The following is a 24,756-nucleotide window of genomic DNA, read 5'->3' on the forward strand; positions in this document are numbered from 1 at the left end:
GCTGGAGCGAGGCCGACAGCTAGCTGACCAGTTGTTCGGGTTAAAGACTCAAGCGGGGCAGGTGCCCGACTCGAATACATGATTTCCCCGTCCTTCATTTAACGGGTGGGGTTTATGGATCGCTTACTCATGATCTGGCCTCCTGTTGGGCCGGTGGAGGCTGCATTGGCTGACGAGACGAACGCCGCGAGATCCTGAGCCAGGTGCAAGCAGCAATGCGATGACCGGGGCATGCCTGACTGTCAGCCAGGCGCAGTCCATTCCCTGCTCTGCGGCACCATCATCTACATGGCTGTTGCTAGTGACATCGGCGTTTGTCACGCCGATTGTCATGAGGGGGATTACCGCAAAGCCATGTGTGATCAAGGCAGCAGCGGTGTTTGAAGTGCCCGTTTCATCCAGAGAATGGACGGGCACAGGTTGGCGCGAGATTCGGCCAGGCGGATAGATTGCTACAGGGCGGCGAAGCACTGTGTGTCTCGCCTACGAGGGTCATATGAGTACGAGTATGCATCACCTGAGAGGTGACCGGACGAACTGCCGAACGCGAATGACCCTTGGTGAGAACCGCCACGGAAGCGGCGTGACCTTGCAGATTCGGGACGCATCGCGTGCTGTCCCCGACAGCGCTTGCACGCCCAGTTCCACGTCTGTGGATAAAGCCCGTCGAGACGCCAGTCGCACCCTAGCCGGTTAAGTAAGACAGCCCGCGTTACTTTTGAATTTCATCTACCAGCACCCGAACCATCTCGTTGAGGTGATAAGAGGCTGCGACCCTGCAACGGTCGCCCAGCATCACCCCGGTGTGATTGAGATAGCGTGCACAGTCCATAATTTTCATCGCATGCTCTTTGGCGACCATCACGTCTATCCCGGGGTTGGCGGTGAATAGTTGTTGGGCATGACCGTAGCGAAAATCTGGACTGCAGGCGTCGGTGGTGGCTGCGATTTCGGTTTTCGGCATCGGTGGGCTCTCTTGGATGTCTGCGTTGGTGGGGGATTGTTGGGGCCGCTTTGCGGCCCTTTCGCGACACAAGGCCGCTCCCACAAGAGAAAGCGGAGCGGCTTTTTTGGGGTTATGGGTTTTTTGTCATGCCTAGTTCGGCGTCGTCGAGCAGGGCTTTGGCCAGGGCGCAGAGGTAGTGGGAGGCCCAGAGGAGTTGGGGTTTTTCTTCCATCAGGCCGTCGATGGACAGGTCGCGGGCGTAGCCCATCAGTTCCGAGGCCTGCTCGCGGGCGACTTGGCAGGGGATGCCGGCTTCGATGCGGAACAGGGGGTGGGTCTGGTTTTCACCTTGGTAGAAGGTGGTTTTGCCGACGGTGAAATGGGTTGCTTCGGTGGTCATTGTTGATCTCCCTGAAAGATGTAGATGCCTGCGCGGATCAGTGCTGCGTTCGTGGGTCTGCGGGCTTTTGAAGTTGAAGCAGCGCTGCTTCTAGCAGCTTGCGTAGGGCTTCAAGCTCGTGCATCGACGCCATGATCAACAGCGACACAGGTGACCTGGGCTGCATCAGCATTGCTTGCTGGGTGACGGCCTCAGCGCACAGGGCGTAATCGGCAGCCATCATCAGTGTGTCTTCCAGGGATTGGAGGAGGTGGGGTGGATCGGGGACTATTTTCAGCATGGTGTAGGCCTGTTCAGGTTGGGCCACCACCCTCTGCTGTCAAACAGAAAGGCGGCAGCTGTACATGGGTTGACAGACCGGCGAACAGACCAAACCCGGCGCACGCGAGGTGCCCCATGCACAGCTGCCATAACGGCAATGCCATGTGGTGAGTTCAAGGCGGCCTGTCAAAGCCGGTCGCTGATTGGCAGCGACAAACCGACACTAATGCTTCGCCCGGAACACCACAACGGCTGGGAGTATCTTTGGGAAATGCCCTACAAGAAAGCGGTAAAATCTGATTTTGGACGTAACAGCGTGTTACGAGATCAGAAAATCGCAGGCACAAAAAAAGACGCCAGGGGCGTCTTCTTTCTTGGATTTGGTGGAGCCGGGGGGATTTGAACCCCCGTCCGCCAGTACTCCGCTGTCGGTACTACATGCTTAGCCGTGTCTATTGAGTTAATCCGCAGCCGCCCGACGGGCAGGGTGCTTTGGACGAGTTGGGTAAGTTTTAGTCGCTTTGCCCCCAACGTGCTACACGACGATCCTGTTCTGTATGACAATCATTTCGGGTTTACAGGCATCCCCTGATGATTGCTGGAGCCGAAGCTACCAGGAGAGCGGGCTCAGCTGCTTACGCAGCGAGAGCGTAACCCTCGTAGTTTTCGTCATTGGCAACTATAGAAAGTTGCAACAGTGGATTTACGAGTTCTGTTACCAACTCGGCATGCACCTAGAGTTTCGCTACCGGCGTCGAATCCTGATCGGCCCCACACTAGCTCTAAGCTAACGCACCTTACGGCACGTAGGGTGGAGTATACGCCATTGCGCGGGCGGCGTCGACAGGCGGCCGGGTCGCCCGCTGCGCGAAGGCTTAGGCGCCGCTGCCGCCGGCGGAACCGCTGCCTTTCTCGGTTTTTTCCAGGCGTTCGAGCACCTTGCTGGTGATGGCGATGCACTGCTTGGTGTCGCCGCTGGCCTGGGCGGCCTTGGCTTGGTCGACGTGCTCGGTGATGGCCTTGTCCAAGCCCTCGGAGGTGGCGCCGGCGGTGGCCATGCTGTCGTCGATTTTCTGCAGGTTGGCGGTGCAGAGGTCGTCGGCGGCGAAGGCCGGGGATGCCAGGAGGGTGGCGGCCGCGAAGAGGGCCGAAAGCGCGGTACCTTTCATGGGTGTCTCCTTTGAGGCCTCTGGGAGGGTGGGCCTTTAAAGTGGACTGATGGGGGATTGTGGGGGTTCCATTTTGTTGGGGGCTTGGGGGGCGGCGGTGTTTTTGTGGCGTTTGGGAGACCGAGCGCCGCGTGGGCGGCGCATCGCGAGCTTTGCTCGCTCCTACGTCTGTTTCGTGCCAGTGAGGGCTGGCGCATTTGTGTGCGGGCGGCGCTCGGTCTTACAAACGCCGAAAATCCTACGTTAAACGCCGGGGGCGGGTAACGCGGTCTACCAGGTACACCAGGCCGTGGTAGTCGATACCGCTATGGCTCGACAGGCCAATCTCGCAGGTACGGCTAGTGGAGATGCCTTCACTGCAATACTGCACCGCATCCTTCAGGCTACGCAGCGAATGGGCGTTGAGCTCGGGGGTGGTGAAGCCCTTGTCGCCGGCAAACCCGCAACAATGAATGCCTTCGGGAATCACCACCTGCTTGCTGCACAGGCGCGCCAGGTCGATCAGGGCCTGGCTCTCGCCCAGGTGCTGGGTGCTGCAGGTCACATGCACGGCCACCGGTTCTTCCTGGGGGGTGAACTCCAGCTTGTCGAGCAGGTGGGTGCGGATGAAGCGCACCGGGTCGTACAGGTCCAGCCGGGTTTCGGCCAGGTCCTGCACCAGGCGCAGGGTGCAGGGGCTGGTGTCGCAGTAGATCGGGTCGAGGCCGCCGCGGCTGGCGTGCAGCAGGGCGGTAATCAGCTCCTGGCGCTTGTGCTCGGCCTGTTCCATGTAGCCCTTGGAAGCGAAGGGCTGGCCGCAGCAGAGGCTGTCGGCGTTGCCTGGGAACACCACCTGGTAGCCGGCCTTTTCCAGCAGGGCGCGGGTTTTGTCGAGCAGCGAGCTTTGCTCGCGGTCGGCGTAGGCCGGGCCCATCACCCGTGAAACGCAGGCGGCAAGGTACACCACCCGTGGCCGTGCATCGTTGCTGGCGGGGGGCAGTGCCACGGTGCGCAGGGGCTGGGGCATGGCGGGCGTCCACTGCGGCAGGCGGCCTTTGCTGGCCTTGCTCAGCGACGCGCTCAGGCGGCCCAGGCGCGGGGCGCCGAGCAGCTTGCGGGCGGTGTTGGCGGCGGTCAGGGTCAGGCGCGCGCCGCCCAGGGCAGTGTGGAAATGCTCGGCCAGCCAGTTGGCCGTGGTGGCATGGCTGGCGGCCTGGCTGCGCAGCTTCTTCACCAGCTCGCCGGTGTTGATGCCCACCGGGCAGCGCTGGGCGCACAGGCCGGTGGCGGCGCAGGTGTCGATGCCTTGGTACTGGTAGGTGTGCAGCAGGTCGCGGGTGTCCACCCCGGCGCGCTGCTTGGCCTGGATGTCGCGCCACATCACGATGCGCTGGCGCGGGCTCAGGGTCAGCCCCTTGGAGGGGCACACCGGCTCGCAGAAGCCGCACTCGATGCACTTGTCGACGATTTCGTCGGCGGCGGGCAGCGGCTTGAGGTTTTTCAGGTGAATGTCCGGGTCGCTGCTCAGCACCACGTCGGGGTTGAGGATGCCGTTGGGGTCCAGCAGGCGTTTTAGCGCCCACATCAGCTGGTAGGCATCGTGGCCCCATTCCAGCTCAACGAACGGCGCCATGTTGCGGCCGGTGCCGTGTTCGGCCTTGAGCGAGCCGCCGAATTCCACGGCCACCAGCTGCGCCACGTCGTCCATGAAGGCCTGGTAGCGCGCCACTTCCGTGGCACTGTTGAAGCCTTGGGTGAACACGAAGTGCAGGTTGCCCTCCAGGGCATGGCCGAAGATGATCGCCTCGTCGTAGCGGTGCTTGTCGAACAGCTGGATCAAGCGCTTGACGCCTTCGGCCAGCTGCTCGACGGGGAAGGTCACGTCTTCGATGATGACCGTGGTGCCGGTCTGGCGTACGGCGCCGACGGCGGGGAAGGTGTCCTTGCGGATTTTCCACAGCTGGTTGTACACGGCCGGGTCTTCGCTGAAATCGACTTTCTGCTCCAGCGGGTAGTCGTCGATCGATGCCATTACCTGCTGCAGCTGTTCGTGCAGCAGGCTTTGGCTGGCGGCGCGGGATTCGATCAGCAGCGCGCAGGCGTCATCCGACAGCCCTTTTACCCACACCGGCATGCCCGGCATGTTCTGCACCGAGCGCAGGCTGCGGCGGTCGAGCAGTTCCACGGCGGACACGGGCTGGCGCTTGAGCACGGTCACGGCGCGGCAGCAGCTTTCCACACTGGGGAACACCAGCAGGGCGCTGGCCTTGTGCGGGTGGTCGGGCACGGTGTTGTAGGTGACGGCGCTGATAAAGCCCAGCGTGCCTTCGGAACCGACCAGCAGGTGCTGAAGGATATCCAGCGGCTGGTCGTAGTCCACCAGCGCATTGAGTGACAGGCCGGTGGTGTTCTTCAGCCGGTATTTGTGCCGAATGCGGTCTGCCAGTTCGGTGTTGGCGCGGGTTTCCCGGCCCAGGCGGGCGAGGGCTGCGAGCAGGTCGGCGTGGGACGTTTCGAAGGCGGCGACGCTGGCGGGGTCTTCGCTGTCCAGGCGGGTGCCGTCGGCCAGCACCAGGCGCATGCCAGCGAGGGTGTGGTAGGTGTTCTGCGCGGTGCCGCAGCACATGCCACTGGCGTTGTTGGCGACGATGCCGCCGATTTTGCAGGCGTTGATCGAGGCCGGGTCTGGGCCGATCTTGCGCCCGTAAGGGGCCAGCCAGGCATTGGCCTGGGCGCCGATGACGCCGGGTTGCAGGCGAATCTGCGTGCCCTGGCCGCGGATTTCGCGGCCGTTCCAGTTATCGCCCAGTACGATCAGCACCGAGTCGCTGATGGCCTGGCCCGACAGGCTGGTGCCAGCGGCGCGGAAGGTGACCGGCACGCGCTCGCGCTGGGCCAGGTGAATCAGCCCGACCACTTCGTCCTCGGATTCGACGCGCACCACAAGCTTTGGGATCAGCCGATAGAAGCTGGCGTCGGTGCCAAAGGCCAGGGTAGAGGTCGGGTCGTCGAAACGGCGTTCGGCGGGTATCAGGCGCTCGGCATCACGCAGGAACGCGGCGGGCAGGCTCATGCAATCTCCTCGCGGGGCCACGGCGTCTGGCGCGCCGCATGCCCCGGTCATTCAGGCGGTACTTCTATAAGGCTCAGGCGCCCAGTTCACGCACCAGCGATTCGCGGGTGATTTCGCCGATCGACTTGGCACCGGTCAGCACCATGGCCACGCGCATTTCCTTCTCGAACAGTTCGAGCAGGTTTTTCACCCCGGCCTGGCCATGCACGGCCAGGGCCCAGAGGAAGGCGCGGCCGATCAGCACGGTGTCGGCGCCCAGGGCGATCATGCGCACCACGTCGAGGCCGCTGCGAATGCCGGAGTCGGCCAGAATCTTCAGGTCGCCCTTGACCGCGTCGGCAATCGCCGGCAGGGCGCGGGCGCTGGACAGCACGCCGTCGAGCTGGCGGCCGCCGTGGTTGGACACGACGATACCGTCGGCGCCGAACTTCACCGCGTCACGGGCGTCGTCGGCATCGAGGATGCCCTTGATGATCATTGGGCCGTCCCAGAAATCGCGGATCCACTCCAGGTCTTTCCACGAGATCGACGGGTCGAAGTTGTTGCCCAGCCAGCCGATGTAGTCGGCAAGGCCGGTGGGGTTGCCACGGTACTTGGAGATGTTGCCCAGGTCGTGGGGGCGGCCCATCACGCCGACGTCCCAGGCCCATTCGGGGTGGGTCATGGCTTGCAGTACGCGGCGCATCGGCCCGTTCTTGCCGCTCATGCCGGAGTGGGCGTCACGGTAGCGGGCGCCGGGCACGGGCATGTCGACGGTGAACACCAGGGTTTTCACCCCGGCGGCCTTGGCCCGCTCCAGGGCGTTGCGCATGAAGCCGCGGTCTTTGAGTACGTAGAGCTGGAACCACATCGGCCGGTCGATGGCCGGGGCCACTTCTTCGATCGGGCACACCGACACGGTCGACATGGTGAACGGAATGCCATGGGCTGCCGCCGCTCGCGCCGCCTGCACTTCGCCGCGGCGGGCGTACATGCCGGTGAGGCCGACCGGGGCCAGGGCCACGGGCATGCTCAGGGTTTCGTCGAATAGTTTGGTTTCAAGGCTGAGCTCAGCCATGTTCTTCAGCACGCGCTGGCGCAGGGCGATGCTGGCCAGGTCCGAGACGTTGTGGCGCAGGGTGTGCTCGGCGTAGGCGCCGCCGTCGGCGTAGTGGAAGAGGAAGGGAGGCAGCTTGCGTTGGGCCGCGGCGCGATAGTCGGTGGAGGCGGAAATGATCATGGATTCTCGCAACGTGGGTTGAAGGAGATGCCGGGCGCACGCGAGCGCCCGGCCCCTTTCACTTTAGTGGTGAACCAGCATGCCGGTCAGCCAGTAGGCCTGGATCAAGGTAATCAGGCCGACGATGGTGGCGAAGAACAGGCTGTGCTTGACGGTGAAGCGGAACAGGTCGGACTCCTTGCCGACCAGGCCGGTGGCGGCGCAGGCCACGGCGATCGACTGCGGCGAAATCATCTTGCCGGTTACGCCGCCGCTGGTATTGGCCGCCACCAGCAGGGTGTCGTTGACGCCAATCTGGTGCGCGGTGGTGGCCTGCAGCGAGCTGAACAGGGCGTTGGACGAGGTGTCCGAGCCGGTCAGGAACACGCCCAGCCAGCCGAGGAACGGCGAGAAGAACGGGAACGCAGCACCAGTGCCGGCCAGTACCAGGGCCATGGTCGACGACATGCCCGAGTAGTTGGTGACGAAGGCGAAGGCCAGCACCATGCCAATCGACAGAATCGGCCAGCGCAGCTCCCAGAGGGTTTCCTTGAAAGTGGTCAGACCAGTTTTGAAGTTGATCCTCAGCACCGCCATGGAGACCAGCGCCGAGAGGAAAATCGCGGTGCCGGTGGCGGAGATCGGGTCGAGCTTGAACACCGCGGGCATGGCGGTGGGCGCGGTGACGATCGGTGCGGTCTTGATCACCAGCTGGTCGAGGTGCGGGATGGCGAAGTTGAACACGAAGTTGTACATCGCGCCGCCTGGGGCGAAGGCGGCCTTGAACGGCTTCAGGGTCCAGATCGTCACCAGCACGGTGAGGATCAGGAACGGCGACCAGGCCTTGAAGATTTCGCCGAAGCTGTAAGGCGTGGGCTGGCTGCCGCTCGGCTGCACCACGGCGGCGCCGACGCTGCCCTTGGCCTGGCCGAACGAACGCTTGGGCTGCCATACCTTGAGGAACAGAGTGAGGCAGATCAGGCTGACCAGGGCCGAGGTAATGTCGGGCAGCTCTGGGCCGATGAAGTTCGAGGTGAAGTACTGGGTAACGGCGAAGCTCAGGCCGGCCACCAGGGCGGCGGGCCAGGTTTCCTTGACGCCGCGCAGGCCGTCCATCATGAACACCAGCCAGAACGGCACGAACAGCGACAGCAGCGGCAGCTGGCGGCCGGTCATGGCGCCGATGTGGAAGGCGTCGATGCCGGTTACCTGCCCGGCGACGATGATCGGGATGCCCAGGGCGCCGAAGGCCACCGGTGCGGTGTTGGCGATCAGGCACAGGCCGGCGGCGTACAGCGGGTTGAAGCCCAGGCCCACCAGCAGCGCGGCGGTGATGGCCACCGGGGCGCCGAAGCCGGCCGCGCCTTCGAGGAAGGCACCGAAGCAGAAGCCGATCAGCAGTACCTGCAGGCGTTGGTCGTCGGTAATCGACAGCACCGAGCTGCGGATCACTTCGAACTGGCCGCTCTTGACCGTGAGTTTGTACAGGAACACCGCGGCAACGATGATCCAGGCAATCGGCCACAGGCCGTAAAGGAAGCCATAGCCAGCCGCCGCCAGGGCCATGTCGACAGGCATCTGGAAGGCGAAGATCGCCACCAGCACCGACAGGGCCAGGGTAATGCTGCCGGCGACGTGGCCTTTGAGGCGGAATACGGCCAGGGCCAGGAAGAAGAACACGATGGGAATGACCGCCGCCAGTGCGGACAGGCCGAGGCTGCCAAGCGGGGTATAGAGTTGTTGCCAGGTTTGCATATGGGGTGGCCCCTAATTGTTGTTGGTCAGGCACTGGCATTGGATAATTGGTAATACCAATTTACAATGGCTGGTCGCTAGGTTAAAAGCGCTGTTGTGGGTGTGTCAATTTGTCCTGTGCAAAACTTTGGTCGTGTGGCGATGAACGGGCGGCTGCAGCGCTGGGAAAATCGTCGGCTGATGCGTGCTGGCGCGGCGCAGATGGGCGAGAATAGGCGCCCCCTGAATTTGCCCGGGGGTTTGTGGAGAGCATGTGATGGTTTTTGATCAGGTCCGCCAGCGGCGCCTGTCCGACGACATTGTCGATCGGTTGGAAGGGATGATTCTCGAAGGCACCCTGACCTCTGGGCAGCGCTTGCCGGCCGAGCGTGCCCTGGCGGAGCAGTTCGGTGTGTCGCGCCCGTCACTGCGCGAGGCGATCCAGAAGCTGGTGGCCAAGGGCTTGCTGGTAAGCCGCCAGGGCGGCGGCAACTATGTGGCCGAGGCGCTGGGCTCAACCTTCAGCGACCCGTTGCTGCAGTTGCTGGAACACAGCACCGAGGCGCAGCGCGACTTGCTGGAGTTCCGCCACACGCTGGAGGCGTCATGCGCCTACTATGCGGCCCAGCGCGCCACCGAGCCGGACCGGGCGCGGTTGAAGGCGGCGTTCGACACCTTGCAGGACTGCTATGCCCGGGTTGATGAAGTCACCCGGGCCGAGGAGGGCGCAGCCGATGCGCGCTTCCACCTGGCGATTGCCGAGGCCAGCCACAATGCGGTGCTGCTGCATACCATTCGGGGCTTGTTCGACCTGCTAAAGCGCAACGTGGTGACCAACATTGGTGGCATGTACCAGCAGCGTAGCGAAACCCGGGACATGCTGATTGCGCAGCATCGCGAGTTGTACCAGGCGATTGTCGAGGGCAGGGCGGAGGATGCGCGGGAGGTGTCCAGCCGGCACATTTTGTATGTGCAGGAGGTGCTGGAAGAGGCGCAGAGCGAGGCCCAGCGGGTTGCGCGGGCAGAGCGGCGCAGCGGGCGCTGATGTCGGCGTTGGCTTCTTCGCGGGCTTGCCCGCGAAGAGGCCATAACAGGCTAAAGAAGTTCTACTCTTCCTTGCCCTTGTTGCGCACCGCACGCTGCAGCTCGCGGTTGGAGTCGCGTTCGCGCATGGTGTCGCGCTTGTCGAACTCCTTCTTGCCCTTGCCCAGTGCAATCTCGCACTTGATCAGGTGCTTGCTCCAGTACAGCGCCAGGGCCACGCAGGTGTAGCCCTTCTGCGCCACGGCGGCTTCCACGCGCTCTAGCTCGCGCTTGTTCAGCAGCAGCTTGCGGGTGCGTGTAGGGTCGGCGATGACGTGGGTGCTGGCGGTGGTCAGCGGGGTGATGTGGCTGCCGAACAGCCAGGCTTCGCCATCCTTGAGCAGCACGTAGCTGTCGGTCAGGTGCGCCTTGCCGGCCCGCAGGCTTTTTACTTCCCAACCGGACAGGACCAGCCCGGCCTCGAACTTGTGCTCGATGAAGTAATCGTGTCGCGCCTTTTTGTTTTGCGCGATGGTCCCGGTCGGATGTTTCTTTTGTTTAGCCATAGGGGCGGCATTATAGGCAAGTCATTGCGTGGTCGGCTATGGGATTTCGGTGTGCTTGAGCCACTGCAATGAATACCGGACAATACAAGGCCTGCCATACGCACAGAACCTGTTTTCGGCACGCTGCGAAGCGCCGCCACCCAGCCTTGGAAGTGACGCCTGGATGACTACCCATATTCAACGCTCCGCCCTGCTGCCGTACCCTGCCCAGGCGCTTTACGATCTGGTCAACGATGTGGCCAGCTACCCTGAATTCCTGCCGTGGTGTTCGGCCTCGACCGTGATCGAGAGCACTGACACCCACATGCGCGCCAAGCTGGAAGTGGCCAAGGGCGGCATGAGCCAGCAGTTCGTCACGCGCAATGTGCTGGTGCCGGGGCAGTCGATCGAGATGAACCTGGAAGAAGGGCCGTTCACCCAGCTGCATGGTGTGTGGGTGTTCAAGCCGTTGGGTGAGAAAGCCTGCAAGATCAGCCTGGACCTGACCTTCGACTACGCCGGGGCCATCGTGCGCGCAACCCTGGGGCCGCTGTTCAACCAGGCGGCCAATACCCTGGTGGATGCGTTCTGCCAGCGTGCCAAGCAGCTCAATGGCTAAGCCCAGGCGCTGAATGGCCCTGACATGAAAAAGCCCGGACCATGGTCCGGGCTTTTCTTTATGCCTGCCGTTACTGCGGCGAGGTTTCCAGCGGTGCCGGGGTAGGCACTGGCGTGGTTTCGATGGTATCGATCTCGCGCTGGATGGACTCTTCCACCGAGCCTGGCTTGGCGGGTTTTTCCACGTGTTGCGGCTTGGCCTGCTCTGGTTGGGCCGTCGGGCTGACCGTGGTGTCGCTGCTGCCACCGAGGATTTCCTGGTCGCGGCTGACGCCCGGCATGAAGTCGCCAGACAGGCTGACCAGCTGGTCGTTCTCGTTGAAGAAGATGCTCATGCGTTCCTGCTGGCGCTTGCCGCCACCAGGTTGCAGGCTGTACAGGTAATCCCACCGGTTGGTGTTGAAGGTGTCCTGAATCAGCGGGTTACCCATGATAAACCTTACTTGCCGTCGGGTCATTCCCGGCCGCAATTGGTCTATCATGTCTTGCGTGACGACATTGCCCTGCTGGATGTCGATTTTGTAAACCCCGGGAAACGAGCAACCGGCGAGTGCGAGCAGTCCCGCGAGGGCGAGGCTGTTTAGCAAGAGCTTGGTGTTTTGCATCGGTGGGCGACTTCCACTATCTTGGCTGGACAACGTAAACCCCGATCATACCCGTATTAAGAGAAGCTGCGAAGCAGCATCGGCGAGAAAGCTGACCATGGTTGAAAATAGCGAATTGCGCAAAGCCGGTCTCAAGGTAACCCTGCCTCGAGTCAAGATCCTTCAAATGCTCGATTCTACCGAGCAGCGTCACATGAGTGCCGAGGATGTCTACAAGGCGCTGATGGAGGCTGGCGAGGATGTCGGTCTGGCAACCGTCTATCGCGTACTGACCCAGTTCGAAGCGGCGGGTCTGGTGGTGCGCCACAACTTCGACGGCGGCCACGCGGTGTTCGAGCTGGCGGATGGCGGCCACCACGACCATATGGTCAACGTGGAGAATGGCGAAGTCATCGAATTCATGGATGCTGAAATCGAGCGTCGTCAGAAAGAGATCGTGGCCGAGCATGGCTACGAGCTGGTGGACCACAACCTGGTCCTCTATGTGCGTAAGAAAAAGTAACGATTTCGATCGTGTATGAATAGCAAAGGCGACCTTCGGGTCGCCTTTGTGCTTTATAAGCCATGGAATACCTGTAGGAGCGGGCTTGCCCCGCGAACACCGGCAAGGCCGGTGCCATAGAGCGCCGGGGGCTGCTGTGCAGCCCATCGCGAGCTTTGCTCGCTCCTACAGGGGGGCGTGTGCAAGGCAGGGGGCTGTTAAGCCTTGCCGGAAACCACCATCTTGCGCGCATGGGCCAGGGATTCCTTGGTCAGGTCGATGCCGCCCAGCATCCGCGCCACTTCCTCCACCCGCTCGCGTTTGCCCAGGCTGGCCACGGCGGTGTGGGTGGTGTCGCTATTGCGTACCTTGTGCACGAACAGGTGGTGGTGCCCTTGTGCCGCTACCTGCGGTAAGTGGGTCACGGTCAGTACCTGGCCACGCTCGCCCAGCCGGCGCAGCAGTTGGCCGACGATTTCCGCCGTCGGGCCGCCGATGCCCACGTCGACTTCGTCGAACACCAGGGTGGGAATACGCGAGGTTTGTGCGGTGATCACCTGGATCGCCAGGCTGATCCGCGACAGCTCGCCACCCGACGCCACCTTGGCCAGGCCCTTGAGCGGCTGCCCGGGGTTGGCGCTGACCAGCAGCTCCACCTGTTCCAGCCCGTGCGGCGACAGCTCCGCCCCTTCGTTGGGCGTGAGTTCGATGCAGAAGCGCCCGCCGGGCATGCCCAGGCGCTGGATTTCCAGCTCCACGGCACTGGCCAGTTGCTGTGCGGCCTGCTGGCGCAGGGCGCTGAGCTCGCTGGCCTTCTCTTTATAGTGCTGGGCAAATGCCGCCAGTTCCTCGCCCAGGCGCTCGATTGACTCGTCGCTGGCGTTCAGGGTTTCCAGCTCTTCCATCAATTGCTGCTGCAGGTGCGGCAGCTCGGTGGGGTGCACGCGGTGCTTGCGCGCCAAGGTATAGATAGTGTCGAGGCGTTCTTCCAGGGCCTGCAGGCGCATTGGGTCGGCGTCGAAGTTGTCGAGGAAGCGGTTCAGCTCGCCCATGGCTTCTTCCACCTGGATTTGCGCGCTGGCAATCAGGTTGGCGGCCTCGCCCAGCGCCTTGGGCGCAGTGGTGGCGGCGCCGAGGCGGTTGAGGCTGGCGGTCAGGGCGCTGAGCACGTTGCCCGAGTCGCTTTCGCTGCACTGGTCGATCACCTGGCGGCAGATGCCGAACAGGGCTTCGGCGCTGGTCAGGTTCTTGTGCTCCTGCTCCAGCTGTTCCAGCTCGTGCTCGCCAAGGCCAAGGTTGTCCAGTTCTTCCAGTTGGTAGCTGAGCAACTGGTGCCGCGCGCGTTGTTCGTCGCCGGAATTGGCCAGGCGGTCGCGCTCAAGGCGGGTTTGGTTCCAGCGCTTGGCGGCCAGTTGCACCTGGCGGGCCAGGTCGATGGCGCCGGCGTATTCGTCCACCAGGCGGCGGTGGGTGTCGGTTTTCAGCAGCGACTGGTGCTCATGCTGGCTGTGGATGTCGATCAGCAGCTCGCCAAGGGCCTTGAGGTCGCCAAGCGGGCAGGGCGTGCCATTGATGTAGCCGCGGCTGCGGCCCTCGGCGGTAATCACCCGGCGCAGGATGCACAGGCCGTCGTTGTTCAGGTCGCGCTCGGCCAGCCAGGCGTGGGCTTCGGGGATGTCCACCAGGTCGAAGGTGGCGAGGATGTCCGCCTTGTCGGTGCCGGGGCGCACCACGCCGCTGTCGGCGCGGTCGCCCAGGGCCAGGCCCAGGGCGTCGAGCATGATCGATTTGCCGGCGCCGGTCTCGCCGGTGATAACCGACATGCCGCGGGCGATTTCGAGGTCGAGGTGCTCGACGATGGCGTAGTTGTGAATGGACAGGTGCACCAGCATGGGGGCGGCTCCCGAAGTTCAGGTCTGGTTATTTATACAGTAGTTTTTTCAGGCCTGCCAATGCCCCCTGGCGGATTTTCTGGTGGCCGGCAAACCCACTTGCCCCTTGAAGCTGGATTTTCCGGCCCCATATAGCCGGCAGACACGGCGAGCTTTGCTCGTACAACAGACATTGCGCAGGAGAGAACCCATGGCTGACGAACAGCTGAACGAGAAAGACCTTAATGCCGAAGAGGCCGCTGCAGTGGATAACGGCGCCCGCGTTCTGGAGCTCGAAGAACAGCTGGCCGCCGTCAAGGACCAATCCCTGCGCGCCGTCGCCGAGGCGCAGAACGCCAGCCGCCGCGCTGAACAGGAAGTCGAGAAGGCGCGCAAGTTCGCCCTGGAAAAATTCGCAGGCGACCTGCTGCCGGTGATCGACAGCCTGGAAATGGCCCTGGCGCACCTCAACCCTGAGGATGAGCAGGTCAAGAACACCCGTGAAGGCGTCGAGCTGACCCTCAAGATGTTCCAGGACACCCTGAACCGCTACAAGCTCGAAACCATCGACCCGCACGGCCAGCCATTCAACCCTGAGCACCACCAGGCCATGGCCATGCAGGAAAGCGCCGACGTCGAGCCCAACAGCGTGCTCAACGTGTTCCAGAAGGGCTACCTGCTCAACGGCCGCCTGCTGCGCCCCGCCATGGTGGTGGTCAGCAAGGCGCCGGCTGCCCCGCAACCTTCTATCGACGAGAAGGCTTGAAATCTTTCTGGGCAACCCCATCTAGGTGTCAAGCGATCAAGTATTACTGCAGTTGGCCAAAGTAGCCGCTGCCGCCAAATTCAAGTTTCGGGAGAGTTAACATGGGCAAAATCATCGGTATCGACCTGGGGACCACCAACTCGTGCGTCTCCATTCTGGAAAACGGTAGCGTCAAGGTCATCGAAAACGCCGAAGGCGCGCGTACTACCCCTTCGATCGTGGCCTACGCCAACGACGGCGAAATCCTGGTTGGCCAGTCGGCCAAGCGCCAGGCGGTCACCAACCCGCACAACACCCTGTTCGCGGTAAAGCGCCTGATCGGCCGCCGTTTCGAAGAAGAAGTGGTACAGAAAGACATCAAGCTGGTGCCTTACAAAATCGTCAAGGCCGGTAACGGCGACGCTTGGGTACAGGCCAGCGGCAAGGACATGGCGCCACCACAGATCAGCGCCGAAGTTCTGAAAAAAATGAAGAAAACCGCCGAAGACTACCTCGGCGAGCCAGTCACCGAAGCGGTCATCACCGTTCCGGCCTACTTCAACGACAGCCAGCGCCAGGCTACCAAGGATGCCGGTCGCATCGCCGGCCTGGACGTCAAGCGCATCATCAACGAGCCGACTGCCGCTGCACTGGCCTACGGCATGGACAAGGCCAAGGGCGACCACACCGTCATCGTTTATGACCTGGGTGGTGGTACCTTCGACGTTTCGGTCATCGAAATCGCCGAAGTCGACGGTGAGCACCAGTTCGAAGTACTGGCCACCAACGGCGACACCTTCCTGGGTGGCGAAGACTTCGACATGCGCCTGATCGACTACCTCGTCGACGAGTTCAAGAAAGAGTCCGGCATGGACCTGAAGAACGATCCACTGGCCCTGCAGCGCCTGAAAGAAGCCGCTGAAAAGGCCAAGATCGAGCTGTCCTCGGCCCAGTCGACCGACGTCAACCTGCCGTACATCACTGCAGATGCAACCGGTCCGAAGCACCTGAACGTGAAAATCTCCCGCGCCAAGCTGGAGTCGCTGGTCGAAGACCTGGTCACCCGTACCATCGAGCCTTGCCGCATTGCCCTGAAAGATGCCGGCATCGACGCCAGCAAGATCGACGACGTGATCCTGGTCGGCGGCCAGACCCGCATGCCGCTGGTGCAGAAAGCCGTTGCCGACTTCTTCGGCAAGGACGCCCGCAAGGATGTCAACCCGGACGAAGCCGTGGCCATGGGCGCTGCCATCCAGGGTGCGGTACTGGCCGGTGACGTGAAAGACGTACTGCTGCTGGACGTCAGCCCGCTGACCCTGGGTATCGAAACCATGGGCGGCGTGATGACCGCGCTGATCGAGAAGAACACCACCATCCCGACCAAGAAGTCGCAGGTGTTCTCCACGGCCGACGACAACCAGGGCGCTGTGACCATTCACGTGCTGCAGGGTGAGCGCAAGCAGGCTTCGCAGAACAAATCGCTGGGCAAGTTCGACCTGTCCGAGATCCCGCCAGCACCACGCGGCGTTCCACAGATCGAAGTGACCTTCGACATCGACGCCAACGGCATCCTGCACGTCGGCGCGAAAGACAAGGCCACCGGCAAGGCACAATCGATCGTGATCAAGGCCAACTCCGGCCTGTCCGACGAAGAAATCGAGAAAATGGTGCGTGACGCCGAGGCCAACGCCGAGGAAGACCGTAAGTTCGAAGAGCTGGCCACTGCCCGTAACCAGGGTGATGCGCTGGTTCACTCGACCCGCAAGATGGTCGCTGACGCCGGTGACAAGGTCACTGCCGAAGAGAAAACCGCCATCGAAGCGGCCGTGGTTGCCCTGGAAGCCGCTGTAAAAGGCGACGACAAGGCTGCCATCGACGCCAAGGTCGAAGAGCTGTCCAAGGTGTCGGCACCGGTTGCCCAGAAGATGTACGCCGAGCAGTCGGCTGAGCAGCCTCAGGGCGGCGCCCAGCAGGCCGAGCCGGAAGCCAAGCACGACGACGTGGTTGACGCCGAGTTCGAAGAAGTGAAAGGCGACGACAAGAAGTAATCGTTGCATGCTGTCGACCCGTTCACCGGCTTAGGCCGGTGAACTGGTAGGATGTCGCCGCGCGGGGGCTTGCTCCCGCGTTGGCGTATCTGGAATTCGAGATTTTTTTACAGCAGTTGCCCGTGCCATTCGTGGCGTGCAGGCAGGTGCTGATGGCGCGGCGCAGATGCCAGACGCCCAACAAGGTGCAAATGACCTATGTCCAAGCGTGATTATTATGAGGTTCTGGGTGTCGAGCGCGGCGCCAGCGAAGCTGACCTCAAGAAGGCTTACCGCCGTCTGGCGATGAAATACCACCCGGACCGCAACCCGGGCGATAAAGAGTCCGAAGACAAGTTCAAGGAGGCCAACGAGGCCTACGAAGTGCTGTCTGACGCAAGCAAGCGCGCGGCGTTCGACCAATACGGCCACGCCGGCGTCGACCCGAGCATGGGTGGCGGTGGTGCAGGCTTCGGCGGCGCCAACTTCTCCGACATCTTCGGCGATGTGTTCAGCGACTTCTTCGGTGGCGGGCGCGGCGGCGGCCGTGGCGGTGCCCAGCGTGGCAGCGACCTGCGCTACACCCTGGAGCTGAACCTGGAAGAAGCGGTGCGCGGCACCACGGTCAGCATTCGCGTGCCGACCCTGGTCAACTGCAAGCCGTGCGACGGCACCGGCGCCAAGAAGGGTTCCACGCCTTCGACCTGCCCAACCTGTGGCGGTATCGGCCAGGTGCGCATGCAGCAGGGCTTCTTCTCGGTGCAGCAAACATGCCCGCGCTGCCATGGCCAGGGCAAGATCATCACCGACCCCTGCACCTCGTGCCATGGCGAAGGCCGTGTCGAGGAATACAAGACCCTGTCGGTCAAGGTGCCAGCGGGCGTCGATACCGGCGATCGCATTCGCCTGTCCGGCGAGGGCGAGGCGGGCACCCACGGTGGCCCGACCGGCGACCTCTATGTGGTGATCAACGTGCGTGAGCACGAGATCTTCCAGCGCGACGGCAAGCACCTGTATTGCGAAGTGCCGATCAGCTACACCGACGCTGCCCTGGGTGGCGAGCTGGAAGTGCCGACCCTCGATGGCCGGGTGAAGCTGAAAATTCCGGAAGGCACCCAGACCGGCAAGCAGTTCCGCTTGCGTGGCAAGGGTGTGGCGCCGGTGCGTGGTGGTGGTGCCGGTGACCTGCTGTGCCGCGTGGCGGTGGAAACCCCGGTCAACCTGAGCCGTCGTCAGCGTGAACTGCTCGAAGAACTGCGCAGCTCGCTGGAAGGCGACAGCTCCCACTCGCCCAAGGCCAGTGGCTGGTTCGACGGCGTGAAGCGCTTCTTCGGCGACCTCTGACAAGGAACAGGCTATGCGACGTATTGCAGTGATGGGCGCCGCCGGGCGCATGGGCAAGGTGCTGATCGAGGCTGTTCAGCAGCAGGCGCCCAAGGCAGGCCTGACCGCGGCGATTCACCGCCCGGACAGCACCCTGGTTGGCGCCGATGCCGGTGAGCTGGCGGGCCTGGGCCGAATTGGCGTAACCATTTCCGACGACCTGCCCAAGGTTGCCGACGAATTCGACGTGTTGATCGACTTCACCCACCCGTCGGTGACGCTGAAGAACCTGGCGTTCTGCCGCAAGGCGGGCAAGGCCATGGTCATCGGTACCACCGGGTTCTCCGCGCAGGAGAAACAACTGCTGGTGGAGGCGGGCAAGGAAATCCCGATCGTCTTCGCCGCCAACTTCAGCGTGGGTGTGAACCTGTGCCTGAAGCTGCTGGATACCGCTGCGCGGGTGCTGGGTGATGACGTGGACATCGAAATTCTCGAAGCCCACCACCGCCACAAGGTCGATGCGCCGTCGGGTACCGCGCTGCGCATGGGCGAAGTGGTTGCCCAGGCCTTGGGCCGTGACCTGCAGGAAGTGGCCGTGTATGGCCGTGAGGGGCAGACCGGTGCGCGTGAGCGCCAGACCATCGGCTTTGCCACCGTGCGTGCCGGTGACGTGGTGGGCGACCACACCGTGCTGTTCGCCGCCGAAGGCGAGCGCGTGGAGATCACCCACAAGGCCTCCAGCCGCATGACCTTTGCCAAGGGCGCGGTGCGTGCGGCGCTGTGGCTCGATGGGCGTGAGCCTGGGCTGTATGACATGCAGGATGTGCTGGAACTGCGTTGAGCCGTTCCAGCGGTGTGGGCTTTTTCGCGGGGCAAGCCCGCTCCTACAGGGTGTGTAGGCGCGGGCTTGCCCCGCGAAGCAGGCGCCGCCGATCTCAGTCTGTCGCAATCATGTGTTTAAGAGACACATATTCGGTAGACCCAAAACGCACTTTTCTGTAAGCTACAGCTTTAGTGTGTCCACTAAAAGCGCGCAGCGAATTGAATTCAGCACATAAAAGCGGGGTGACGTGTCCATACGTCACTCCGCTTTTTTGCAACCTGCGATCGCCCTTTCATGCTTGATTAACGGGAGGTCTTCTTGACAAAGCCAGCCATACTCGCCCTTGCCGACGGCAGTATTTTCCGCGGTGAAGCCATCGGTGCCGACGGTCAAACCGTCGGTGAGGTGGTATTCAACACCGCTATGACCGGCTACCAGGAAATCCTTACAGACCCTTCCTACGCGCAGCAAATCGTCACCCTGACCTACCCGCACATTGGCAACACCGGCACCACCCCGGAAGACGCCGAGTCGAACCGTGTCTGGTCCGCTGGCCTGGTCATTCGCGACCTGCCGCTGCTGGCCAGCAACTGGCGCAACACCCAGTCGCTGCCTGAATACCTGAAGGCCAACAACGTCGTCGCCATCGCTGGCATCGACACCCGTCGCCTGACCCGTATCCTGCGTGAAAAGGGCGCCCAGAACGGTTGCATCCTCGCCGGTGACAACATCAGCGAAGAAGCCGCCATCGCCGCCGCCCGCGCCTTCCCAGGCCTCAAGGGCATGGACCTGGCCAAGGTCGTTTCCACCACCGAGCGCTACGAGTGGCGTTCCAGCGTGTGGGAGCTGAAAACCGACAGCCACCCGACCATCGAGGCGGCCGACCTGCCGTATCACGTGGTTGCCTTCGACTTCGGCGTCAAGCTGAACATCCTGCGCATGCTGGTCGCCCGCGGCTGCCGCGTGACCGTGGTGCCTGCGCAAACCCCGGCCAGCGAAGTGCTGGCACTGAATCCGGACGGCGTGTTCCTGTCCAACGGCCCTGGTGACCCGGAGCCATGCGACTACGCCATCCAGGCCATCAAGGAAATCCTTGAAACCGAGATTCCGGTGTTCGGCATCTGCCTCGGCCACCAGTTGCTGGCCCTGGCCTCCGGCGCCAAGACTGTGAAAATGGGCCACGGCCACCACGGTGCCAACCACCCCGTCCAGGACCTGGACACCGGCGTGGTCATGATCACCAGCCAGAACCACGGTTTCGCCGTGGACGAAGCTACCCTGCCGGGCAATGTCCGCGCCATCCACAAGTCGCTGTTCGACGGCACCCTGCAGGGTATCGAACGCACCGACAAGAGCGCGTTCAGCTTCCAGGGCCACCCTGAAGCGAGCCCAGGCCCGACCGATGTCGCGCCACTGTTCGATCGTTTCATCGATGCCATGGCCAAGCGCCGCTGAGCATCCTGCATCAAGGCCCCGGGCCGGCTTGCGCCGCGCCCGGAAGCGCCTGACCCAGATTGTTCAAGACGGCTTGCCGACTGACCCGCGGATTTGAGTGACAACCATGCCAAAACGTACAGACATCAAAAGCATCCTGATTCTCGGCGCTGGCCCGATCGTGATCGGCCAGGCCTGCGAATTCGACTATTCCGGCGCCCAGGCTTGCAAAGCCCTGCGCGAGGAAGGTTTCCGCGTCATCCTGGTGAACTCCAACCCGGCCACCATCATGACCGACCCGGCCATGGCCGACGCCACCTACATCGAGCCGATCAAGTGGCAGTCGGTGGCCAAGATCATCGAAAAAGAGCGCCCAGACGCAGTTCTGCCAACCATGGGTGGGCAAACCGCACTGAACTGCGCCCTGGACCTGGAGCGCCACGGCGTTCTGGAAAAGTTCGGCGTGGAGATGATCGGTGCCAACGCCGACACCATCGACAAGGCCGAAGACCGTTCGCGCTTCGACAAGGCCATGAAGGACATCGGCCTTGAGTGCCCGCGCTCCGGTATCGCCCACAGCATGGAAGAGGCCAACGCGGTGCTTGAGAAGCTTGGCTTCCCATGCATCATCCGTCCGTCGTTCACCATGGGTGGCACCGGCGGCGGTATCGCCTACAACCGTGAAGAATTCGAAGAAATCTGCACCCGTGGCCTGGACCTGTCGCCGACCAAGGAACTGCTGATCGACGAATCGCTGATCGGCTGGAAGGAATACGAGATGGAGGTGGTCCGCGACAAGAAGGACAACTGCATCATCGTTTGCTCCATCGAGAACTTCGACCCGATGGGCGTGCACACCGGCGACTCGATCACCGTTGCCCCAGCGCAAACCCTGACCGACAAGGAATACCAGATCATGCGCAACGCCTCGCTGGCGGTGCTGCGTGAAATCGGTGTTGAAACCGGCGGTTCCAATGTGCAGTTCGGTATCTGCCCGAACACTGGCCGCATGGTCGTGATCGAGATGAACCCGCGCGTTTCCCGTTCGTCCGCCCTGGCGTCCAAGGCCACTGGCTTCCCGATCGCCAAGATCGCCGCCAAGCTGGCCATCGGCTACACCCTCGACGAACTGCAGAACGACATCACCGGCGGCCGCACCCCAGCGTCCTTCGAGCCGTCGATCGACTACGTGGTGACCAAGCTGCCACGCTTCGCCTTCGAGAAATTCCCGAAAGCCGACGCCCGCCTGACCACCCAGATGAAATCCGTGGGTGAAGTCATGGCCATCGGCCGTACCTTCCAGGAATCCCTGCAGAAAGCCCTGCGCGGCCTGGAAGTCGGTGCCTGCGGCCTCGACCCGAAAGTCGACCTGGCAAACCCTGAAGCGGCCAGCATCCTCAAGCGCGAACTGACCGTGCCGGGTGCCGAGCGTATCTGGTACGTCGCCGACGCCATGCGTTCGGGCATGAGCTGCCAGCAGATCTTCGACCTCACCGGCATCGACATGTGGTTCCTGGTGCAGATGGAGGACCTGATCAAGGAAGAAGAGAAGGTCAAGACCCTGGCCCTGTCGGCGATCGACAAGGACTACATGCTGCGCCTCAAGCGCAAGGGCTTCTCGGACCAGCGCCTGGCCAAGCTGCTCGGCATCACCGACAAGAACCTGCGCCGTCACCGCCACAAGCTGGAAGTGTTCCCGGTGTACAAGCGCGTCGACACCTGCGCCGCCGAGTTCGCCACCGACACCGCCTACCTGTACTCGACCTATGAGGAAGAGTGCGAGGCCAACCCGTCGACCCGCGACAAGATCATGATCCTGGGTGGCGGCCCGAACCGTATCGGCCAAGGTATCGAGTTCGACTACTGCTGCGTACACGCCGCCCTGGCGCTGCGTGAAGACGGTTACGAGACCATCATGGTCAACTGCAACCCGGAAACCGTTTCCACCGACTACGACACCTCCGACCGCCTGTACTTCGAGCCGCTGACCCTGGAAGACGTGCTGGAAGTCTGCCGCGTCGAGAAGCCTAAAGGCGTGATCGTCCACTACGGCGGCCAAACCCCGCTGAAACTGGCCCGCGCCCTGGAAGAAGCCGGCGTACCGATCATCGGTACCAGCCCGGACGCCATCGACCGCGCCGAAGACCGCGAGCGTTTCCAGCAGATGGTTCAGCGCCTGAACCTGCTGCAGCCGCCAAACGCCACCGTGCGCAGCGAGGAAGAAGCCATCAGCGCCGCTGGCGGCATCGGCTACCCGCTGGTGGTTCGCCCGTCCTACGTACTGGGCGGCCGTGCCATGGAAATCGTTTACGAACTGGACGAACTCAAGCGCTACCTGCGTGAAGCGGTGCAAGTGTCCAACGACAGCCCAGTGCTGCTCGACCACTTCCTCAACTGCGCCATCGAGATGGACGTGGATGCGGTGTGCGACGGCACCGACGTGGTCATCGGCGCGATCATGCAGCACATCGAGCAGGCCGGCGTTCACTCCGGTGACTCGGCGTGCTCGCTGCCACCTTACTCGCTGAGCAAGGAAGTGCAGGACGAAGTCCGTGTACAGGTCAAGAAAATGGCCCTGGAGCTGGGCGTGGTCGGCCTGATGAACGTGCAGCTGGCCCTGCAGGGCGACAAGATCTACGTGATCGAAGTCAACCCGCGTGCCTCGCGTACCGTGCCGTTCGTGTCCAAGTGCATCGGCACCTCCCTGGCCATGATCGCCGCCCGCGTCATGGCTGGCAAAACCCTGAAAGAGCTGGGCTTCACCCAGGAAATCATCCCAAACTTCTACAGCGTCAAGGAAGCCGTCTTCCCGTTCGCCAAGTTCCCAGGGGTTGACCCGATCCTCGGCCCTGAGATGAAATCGACCGGTGAAGTCATGGGTGTCGGTGACAGCTTCGGTGAAGCCTTCGCCAAGGCCCAGATGGGTGCCAGCGAAGTGCTGCCAACCGGCGGCACCGCGTTCATCAGCGTGCGTGACGACGACAAGCCACAAGTGGCTGGCGTTGCCCGCGACCTGATCGCCCTGGGCTTCGAAGTGGTTGCAACTGCAGGTACCGCCAAGGTGATCGAAGCGGCTGGCCTGAAAGTGCGCCGCGTGAACAAGGTGACCGAAGGCCGCCCGCACGTGGTCGACATGATCAAGAACGACGAAGTGTCGCTGATCATCAACACCACCGAAGGCCGCCAGTCGATTGCCGATTCCTACTCGATTCGCCGCAATGCGCTGCAGCACAAGATTTACTGCACCACTACCATCGCGGCGGGTGAAGCCATCTGCGAGGCGCTGAAATTCGGTCCTGAGAAGACCGTTCGTCGCCTTCAGGATCTGCATGCAGGACTCAAAGCATGAGCATGACCAAGTACCCGATGACCGTCCAGGGCGCTCGCGCCCTGGAAGAGGAGCTGACCTTCCTGAGCAAGACCGAGCGCCCGCGCCTGAGCCAAGCCATTGGCGAAGCGCGTGAGCTGGGCGACCTCAAGGAAAACGCCGAATACCATGCTGCCCGTGAAGAGCAGGGCATGGTCGAGGCGCGGATCCGCGATATCGAAGGCCGTCTGCAGAACTCGGTGGTGATCGACGTCACCACCATCGCCCACACCGGCAAGGTGATTTTCGGCACCACCGTGGTGCTGGCCAACACCGAAACCGATGACGAGGTGACCTACCAGATCGTCGGCGAAGATGAAGCTGACGTGAAACAAGGCAAGCTTTCGAGCAGCGCACCTATCGCCCGTGCCATCATTGGCAAGGAAGAAGGTGACACCGTGGTGGTGAAAACGCCGAGCGGTACGGTCGAGTACGAGATTGTCGAAGTCAAACACATCTGATCGGCGCCTGCGGGCGCCATCCCTGGAAGGGATCCTCTGGCAACTGGCTCAGGTTTTCTGGGTCGGTGGCCTGTGGGTGTTCCATGTGGGGCTGGTGCCGGCGCTGAAGGTCAGTGGCCTGGCACCCTTGCTGGTGCAGGACATCGCCGGGCAGATCGACCGTTGGTTGATCGGCGTGGCGCTGCTGGGTTTGTTGACTCAGCTGGCGGTGCTGGCGAGGGTAGACGGCCTGGTGGCCTGGTGGCGGCAGTTTCGCGGCCAGATGCTGTTGTTGGGCCTTGCGGCCTGCGTGGGGTATTACGCCTTGCGCTACGGCATCTCGGTGGGCGAACGCTGGCAGATGTTCTGCTTCCTGGTACTGGGCTTCTCCGGCATCGTGCTGGTGGCCCAGCCAGTGCCAATCAGGGCGCGCCGTTAACCGGCTGTAAGGCGTGTGCGGTCCCTGTAGGAGCGGCCTTGTGCCGCGATGGGCTGCGAAGCGGCCCCGGCATCTGCTTCGTCGCAAATACTGCAGGGGGCTGCTGCGCAGCCCATCGCGGCACAAGGCCGCTCCTATGTATGGACTCGCCAACATTGTCTAGCTGCTTTTGAACATGGTTACCCGGTTGCATCTATGTATCAGGCCTGTTCGAGGAAGCTATTCGCTTCTGGCCATCATCGGGGTGAGCTCGCA

At 62.7% G+C, this 24,756-nt stretch carries 21 protein-coding genes and 1 other RNA gene; 11 read left to right on the plus strand and 11 right to left on the minus strand.

Annotated features, from left to right (window positions below):
• Nucleotides 1-712: 712 nt before the first annotated feature.
• From F3J45_RS29045 to F3J45_RS29080, 8 genes are all read right to left on the minus strand, one after another.
• Nucleotides 713-964 carry a DUF3077 domain-containing protein gene (locus F3J45_RS29045; protein ID WP_167070793.1) on the minus strand — a complete coding sequence of 84 codons (252 nt, stop codon included), beginning with the start codon at nt 962-964 and terminating at the stop codon, nt 713-715.
• 112 nt (nt 965-1,076) lie between these two features.
• Nucleotides 1,077-1,346 (minus strand): DUF3077 domain-containing protein, encoded by a 270-nt coding sequence (locus tag F3J45_RS29050; RefSeq protein WP_167070794.1) that lies wholly within the window; start codon nt 1,344-1,346, stop codon nt 1,077-1,079.
• A gap of 37 nt (nt 1,347-1,383) precedes the next feature.
• Nucleotides 1,384-1,653, minus strand: coding sequence for a hypothetical protein (locus F3J45_RS29055; protein ID WP_240164738.1), 270 nt, complete (start codon nt 1,651-1,653; stop codon nt 1,384-1,386).
• 335 nt (nt 1,654-1,988) lie between these two features.
• Nucleotides 1,989-2,380, minus strand: a transfer-messenger RNA (tmRNA) gene (gene ssrA, locus F3J45_RS29060).
• Between the two features lie 102 nt (nt 2,381-2,482).
• Entirely contained in the window at nt 2,483-2,776 is a 294-nt protein-coding gene (locus F3J45_RS29065; protein WP_167070795.1) for a hypothetical protein, read from the minus strand.
• A 238-nt stretch (nt 2,777-3,014) separates the two neighbouring features.
• On the minus strand, nt 3,015-5,828 hold the full coding sequence (locus F3J45_RS29070) for an FAD-binding and (Fe-S)-binding domain-containing protein (RefSeq protein ID WP_167070796.1): 2,814 nt from the start codon (nt 5,826-5,828) through the stop codon (nt 3,015-3,017).
• A gap of 73 nt (nt 5,829-5,901) precedes the next feature.
• Nucleotides 5,902-7,047, minus strand: coding sequence for an FMN-dependent L-lactate dehydrogenase LldD (lldD, locus tag F3J45_RS29075; protein ID WP_167070797.1), 1,146 nt, complete (start codon nt 7,045-7,047; stop codon nt 5,902-5,904).
• 63 nt (nt 7,048-7,110) lie between these two features.
• On the minus strand, nt 7,111-8,781 hold the full coding sequence (locus tag F3J45_RS29080) for a lactate permease LctP family transporter (RefSeq protein WP_167070798.1): 1,671 nt from the start codon (nt 8,779-8,781) through the stop codon (nt 7,111-7,113).
• A gap of 256 nt (nt 8,782-9,037) precedes the next feature.
• Here F3J45_RS29080 and F3J45_RS29085 point away from each other — a divergent pair, with 256 nt between their 5' ends.
• On the plus strand, nt 9,038-9,805 hold the full coding sequence (locus tag F3J45_RS29085) for an FCD domain-containing protein (RefSeq protein WP_167070799.1): 768 nt from the start codon (nt 9,038-9,040) through the stop codon (nt 9,803-9,805).
• A 61-nt stretch (nt 9,806-9,866) separates the two neighbouring features.
• Here the strand turns inward: F3J45_RS29085 and smpB are convergent, their stop codons facing one another.
• Nucleotides 9,867-10,349: an SsrA-binding protein SmpB gene (smpB, locus tag F3J45_RS29090; RefSeq protein ID WP_003249914.1), complete on the minus strand. Its 483-nt coding sequence runs from the start codon at nt 10,347-10,349 to the stop codon at nt 9,867-9,869.
• 163 nt (nt 10,350-10,512) lie between these two features.
• Here smpB and F3J45_RS29095 point away from each other — a divergent pair, with 163 nt between their 5' ends.
• Nucleotides 10,513-10,947 carry a type II toxin-antitoxin system RatA family toxin gene (locus tag F3J45_RS29095; RefSeq protein WP_167070800.1) on the plus strand — a complete coding sequence of 145 codons (435 nt, stop codon included), beginning with the start codon at nt 10,513-10,515 and terminating at the stop codon, nt 10,945-10,947.
• A 70-nt stretch (nt 10,948-11,017) separates the two neighbouring features.
• Here the strand turns inward: F3J45_RS29095 and F3J45_RS29100 are convergent, their stop codons facing one another.
• Nucleotides 11,018-11,551 carry an outer membrane protein assembly factor BamE gene (locus F3J45_RS29100; protein ID WP_167070801.1) on the minus strand — a complete coding sequence of 178 codons (534 nt, stop codon included), beginning with the start codon at nt 11,549-11,551 and terminating at the stop codon, nt 11,018-11,020.
• Nucleotides 11,552-11,648: 97 nt separating this feature from the next.
• Between F3J45_RS29100 and fur the strand changes: the two genes are divergently transcribed.
• Nucleotides 11,649-12,053 (plus strand): ferric iron uptake transcriptional regulator, encoded by a 405-nt coding sequence (gene fur / locus F3J45_RS29105; RefSeq protein WP_167070802.1) that lies wholly within the window; start codon nt 11,649-11,651, stop codon nt 12,051-12,053.
• A gap of 197 nt (nt 12,054-12,250) precedes the next feature.
• Here fur and recN read toward each other — a convergent pair whose 3' ends face one another.
• On the minus strand, nt 12,251-13,924 hold the full coding sequence (recN, locus tag F3J45_RS29110; RefSeq protein ID WP_167070803.1) for a DNA repair protein RecN: 1,674 nt from the start codon (nt 13,922-13,924) through the stop codon (nt 12,251-12,253).
• A 190-nt stretch (nt 13,925-14,114) separates the two neighbouring features.
• Here recN and grpE point away from each other — a divergent pair, with 190 nt between their 5' ends.
• The 8 genes from grpE to F3J45_RS29150 all read left to right on the plus strand — a co-directional run bounded on the left by grpE (nt 14,115) and on the right by F3J45_RS29150 (nt 24,501).
• Complete coding sequence (grpE, locus tag F3J45_RS29115; protein ID WP_167070804.1) at nt 14,115-14,669, plus strand: nucleotide exchange factor GrpE; 555 nt, start codon at nt 14,115-14,117, stop codon at nt 14,667-14,669.
• A gap of 101 nt (nt 14,670-14,770) precedes the next feature.
• The gene (gene dnaK / locus F3J45_RS29120) at nt 14,771-16,696 is read left to right on the plus strand and encodes a molecular chaperone DnaK (protein WP_167070805.1); all 1,926 of its coding nucleotides are present in this window, start codon (nt 14,771-14,773) and stop codon (nt 16,694-16,696) included.
• Between the two features lie 198 nt (nt 16,697-16,894).
• Complete coding sequence (gene dnaJ, locus F3J45_RS29125) at nt 16,895-18,019, plus strand: molecular chaperone DnaJ (RefSeq protein WP_167070806.1); 1,125 nt, start codon at nt 16,895-16,897, stop codon at nt 18,017-18,019.
• A 13-nt stretch (nt 18,020-18,032) separates the two neighbouring features.
• Nucleotides 18,033-18,839 carry a 4-hydroxy-tetrahydrodipicolinate reductase gene (dapB, locus tag F3J45_RS29130; RefSeq protein ID WP_167070807.1) on the plus strand — a complete coding sequence of 269 codons (807 nt, stop codon included), beginning with the start codon at nt 18,033-18,035 and terminating at the stop codon, nt 18,837-18,839.
• Nucleotides 18,840-19,139: 300 nt separating this feature from the next.
• Nucleotides 19,140-20,276 (plus strand): glutamine-hydrolyzing carbamoyl-phosphate synthase small subunit, encoded by a 1,137-nt coding sequence (carA, locus tag F3J45_RS29135; RefSeq protein WP_167070808.1) that lies wholly within the window; start codon nt 19,140-19,142, stop codon nt 20,274-20,276.
• Nucleotides 20,277-20,382: 106 nt separating this feature from the next.
• Nucleotides 20,383-23,604, plus strand: coding sequence for a carbamoyl-phosphate synthase large subunit (gene carB / locus F3J45_RS29140; RefSeq protein WP_167070809.1), 3,222 nt, complete (start codon nt 20,383-20,385; stop codon nt 23,602-23,604).
• Between the two features lie 2 nt (nt 23,605-23,606).
• Nucleotides 23,607-24,083 (plus strand): transcription elongation factor GreA, encoded by a 477-nt coding sequence (greA, locus tag F3J45_RS29145; RefSeq protein WP_027917694.1) that lies wholly within the window; start codon nt 23,607-23,609, stop codon nt 24,081-24,083.
• The gene (locus F3J45_RS29150; RefSeq protein ID WP_167070810.1) at nt 24,061-24,501 is read left to right on the plus strand and encodes an MFS transporter; all 441 of its coding nucleotides are present in this window, start codon (nt 24,061-24,063) and stop codon (nt 24,499-24,501) included. Before greA ends, F3J45_RS29150 begins: the two co-directional genes overlap by 23 nt.
• The last annotated feature ends 255 nt before the right edge of the window (nt 24,502-24,756 follow it).

Source organism: Pantoea sp. Ap-967 (assembly GCF_011752565.1).
In the GTDB taxonomy this organism is placed as follows: domain Bacteria; phylum Pseudomonadota; class Gammaproteobacteria; order Pseudomonadales; family Pseudomonadaceae; genus Aquipseudomonas.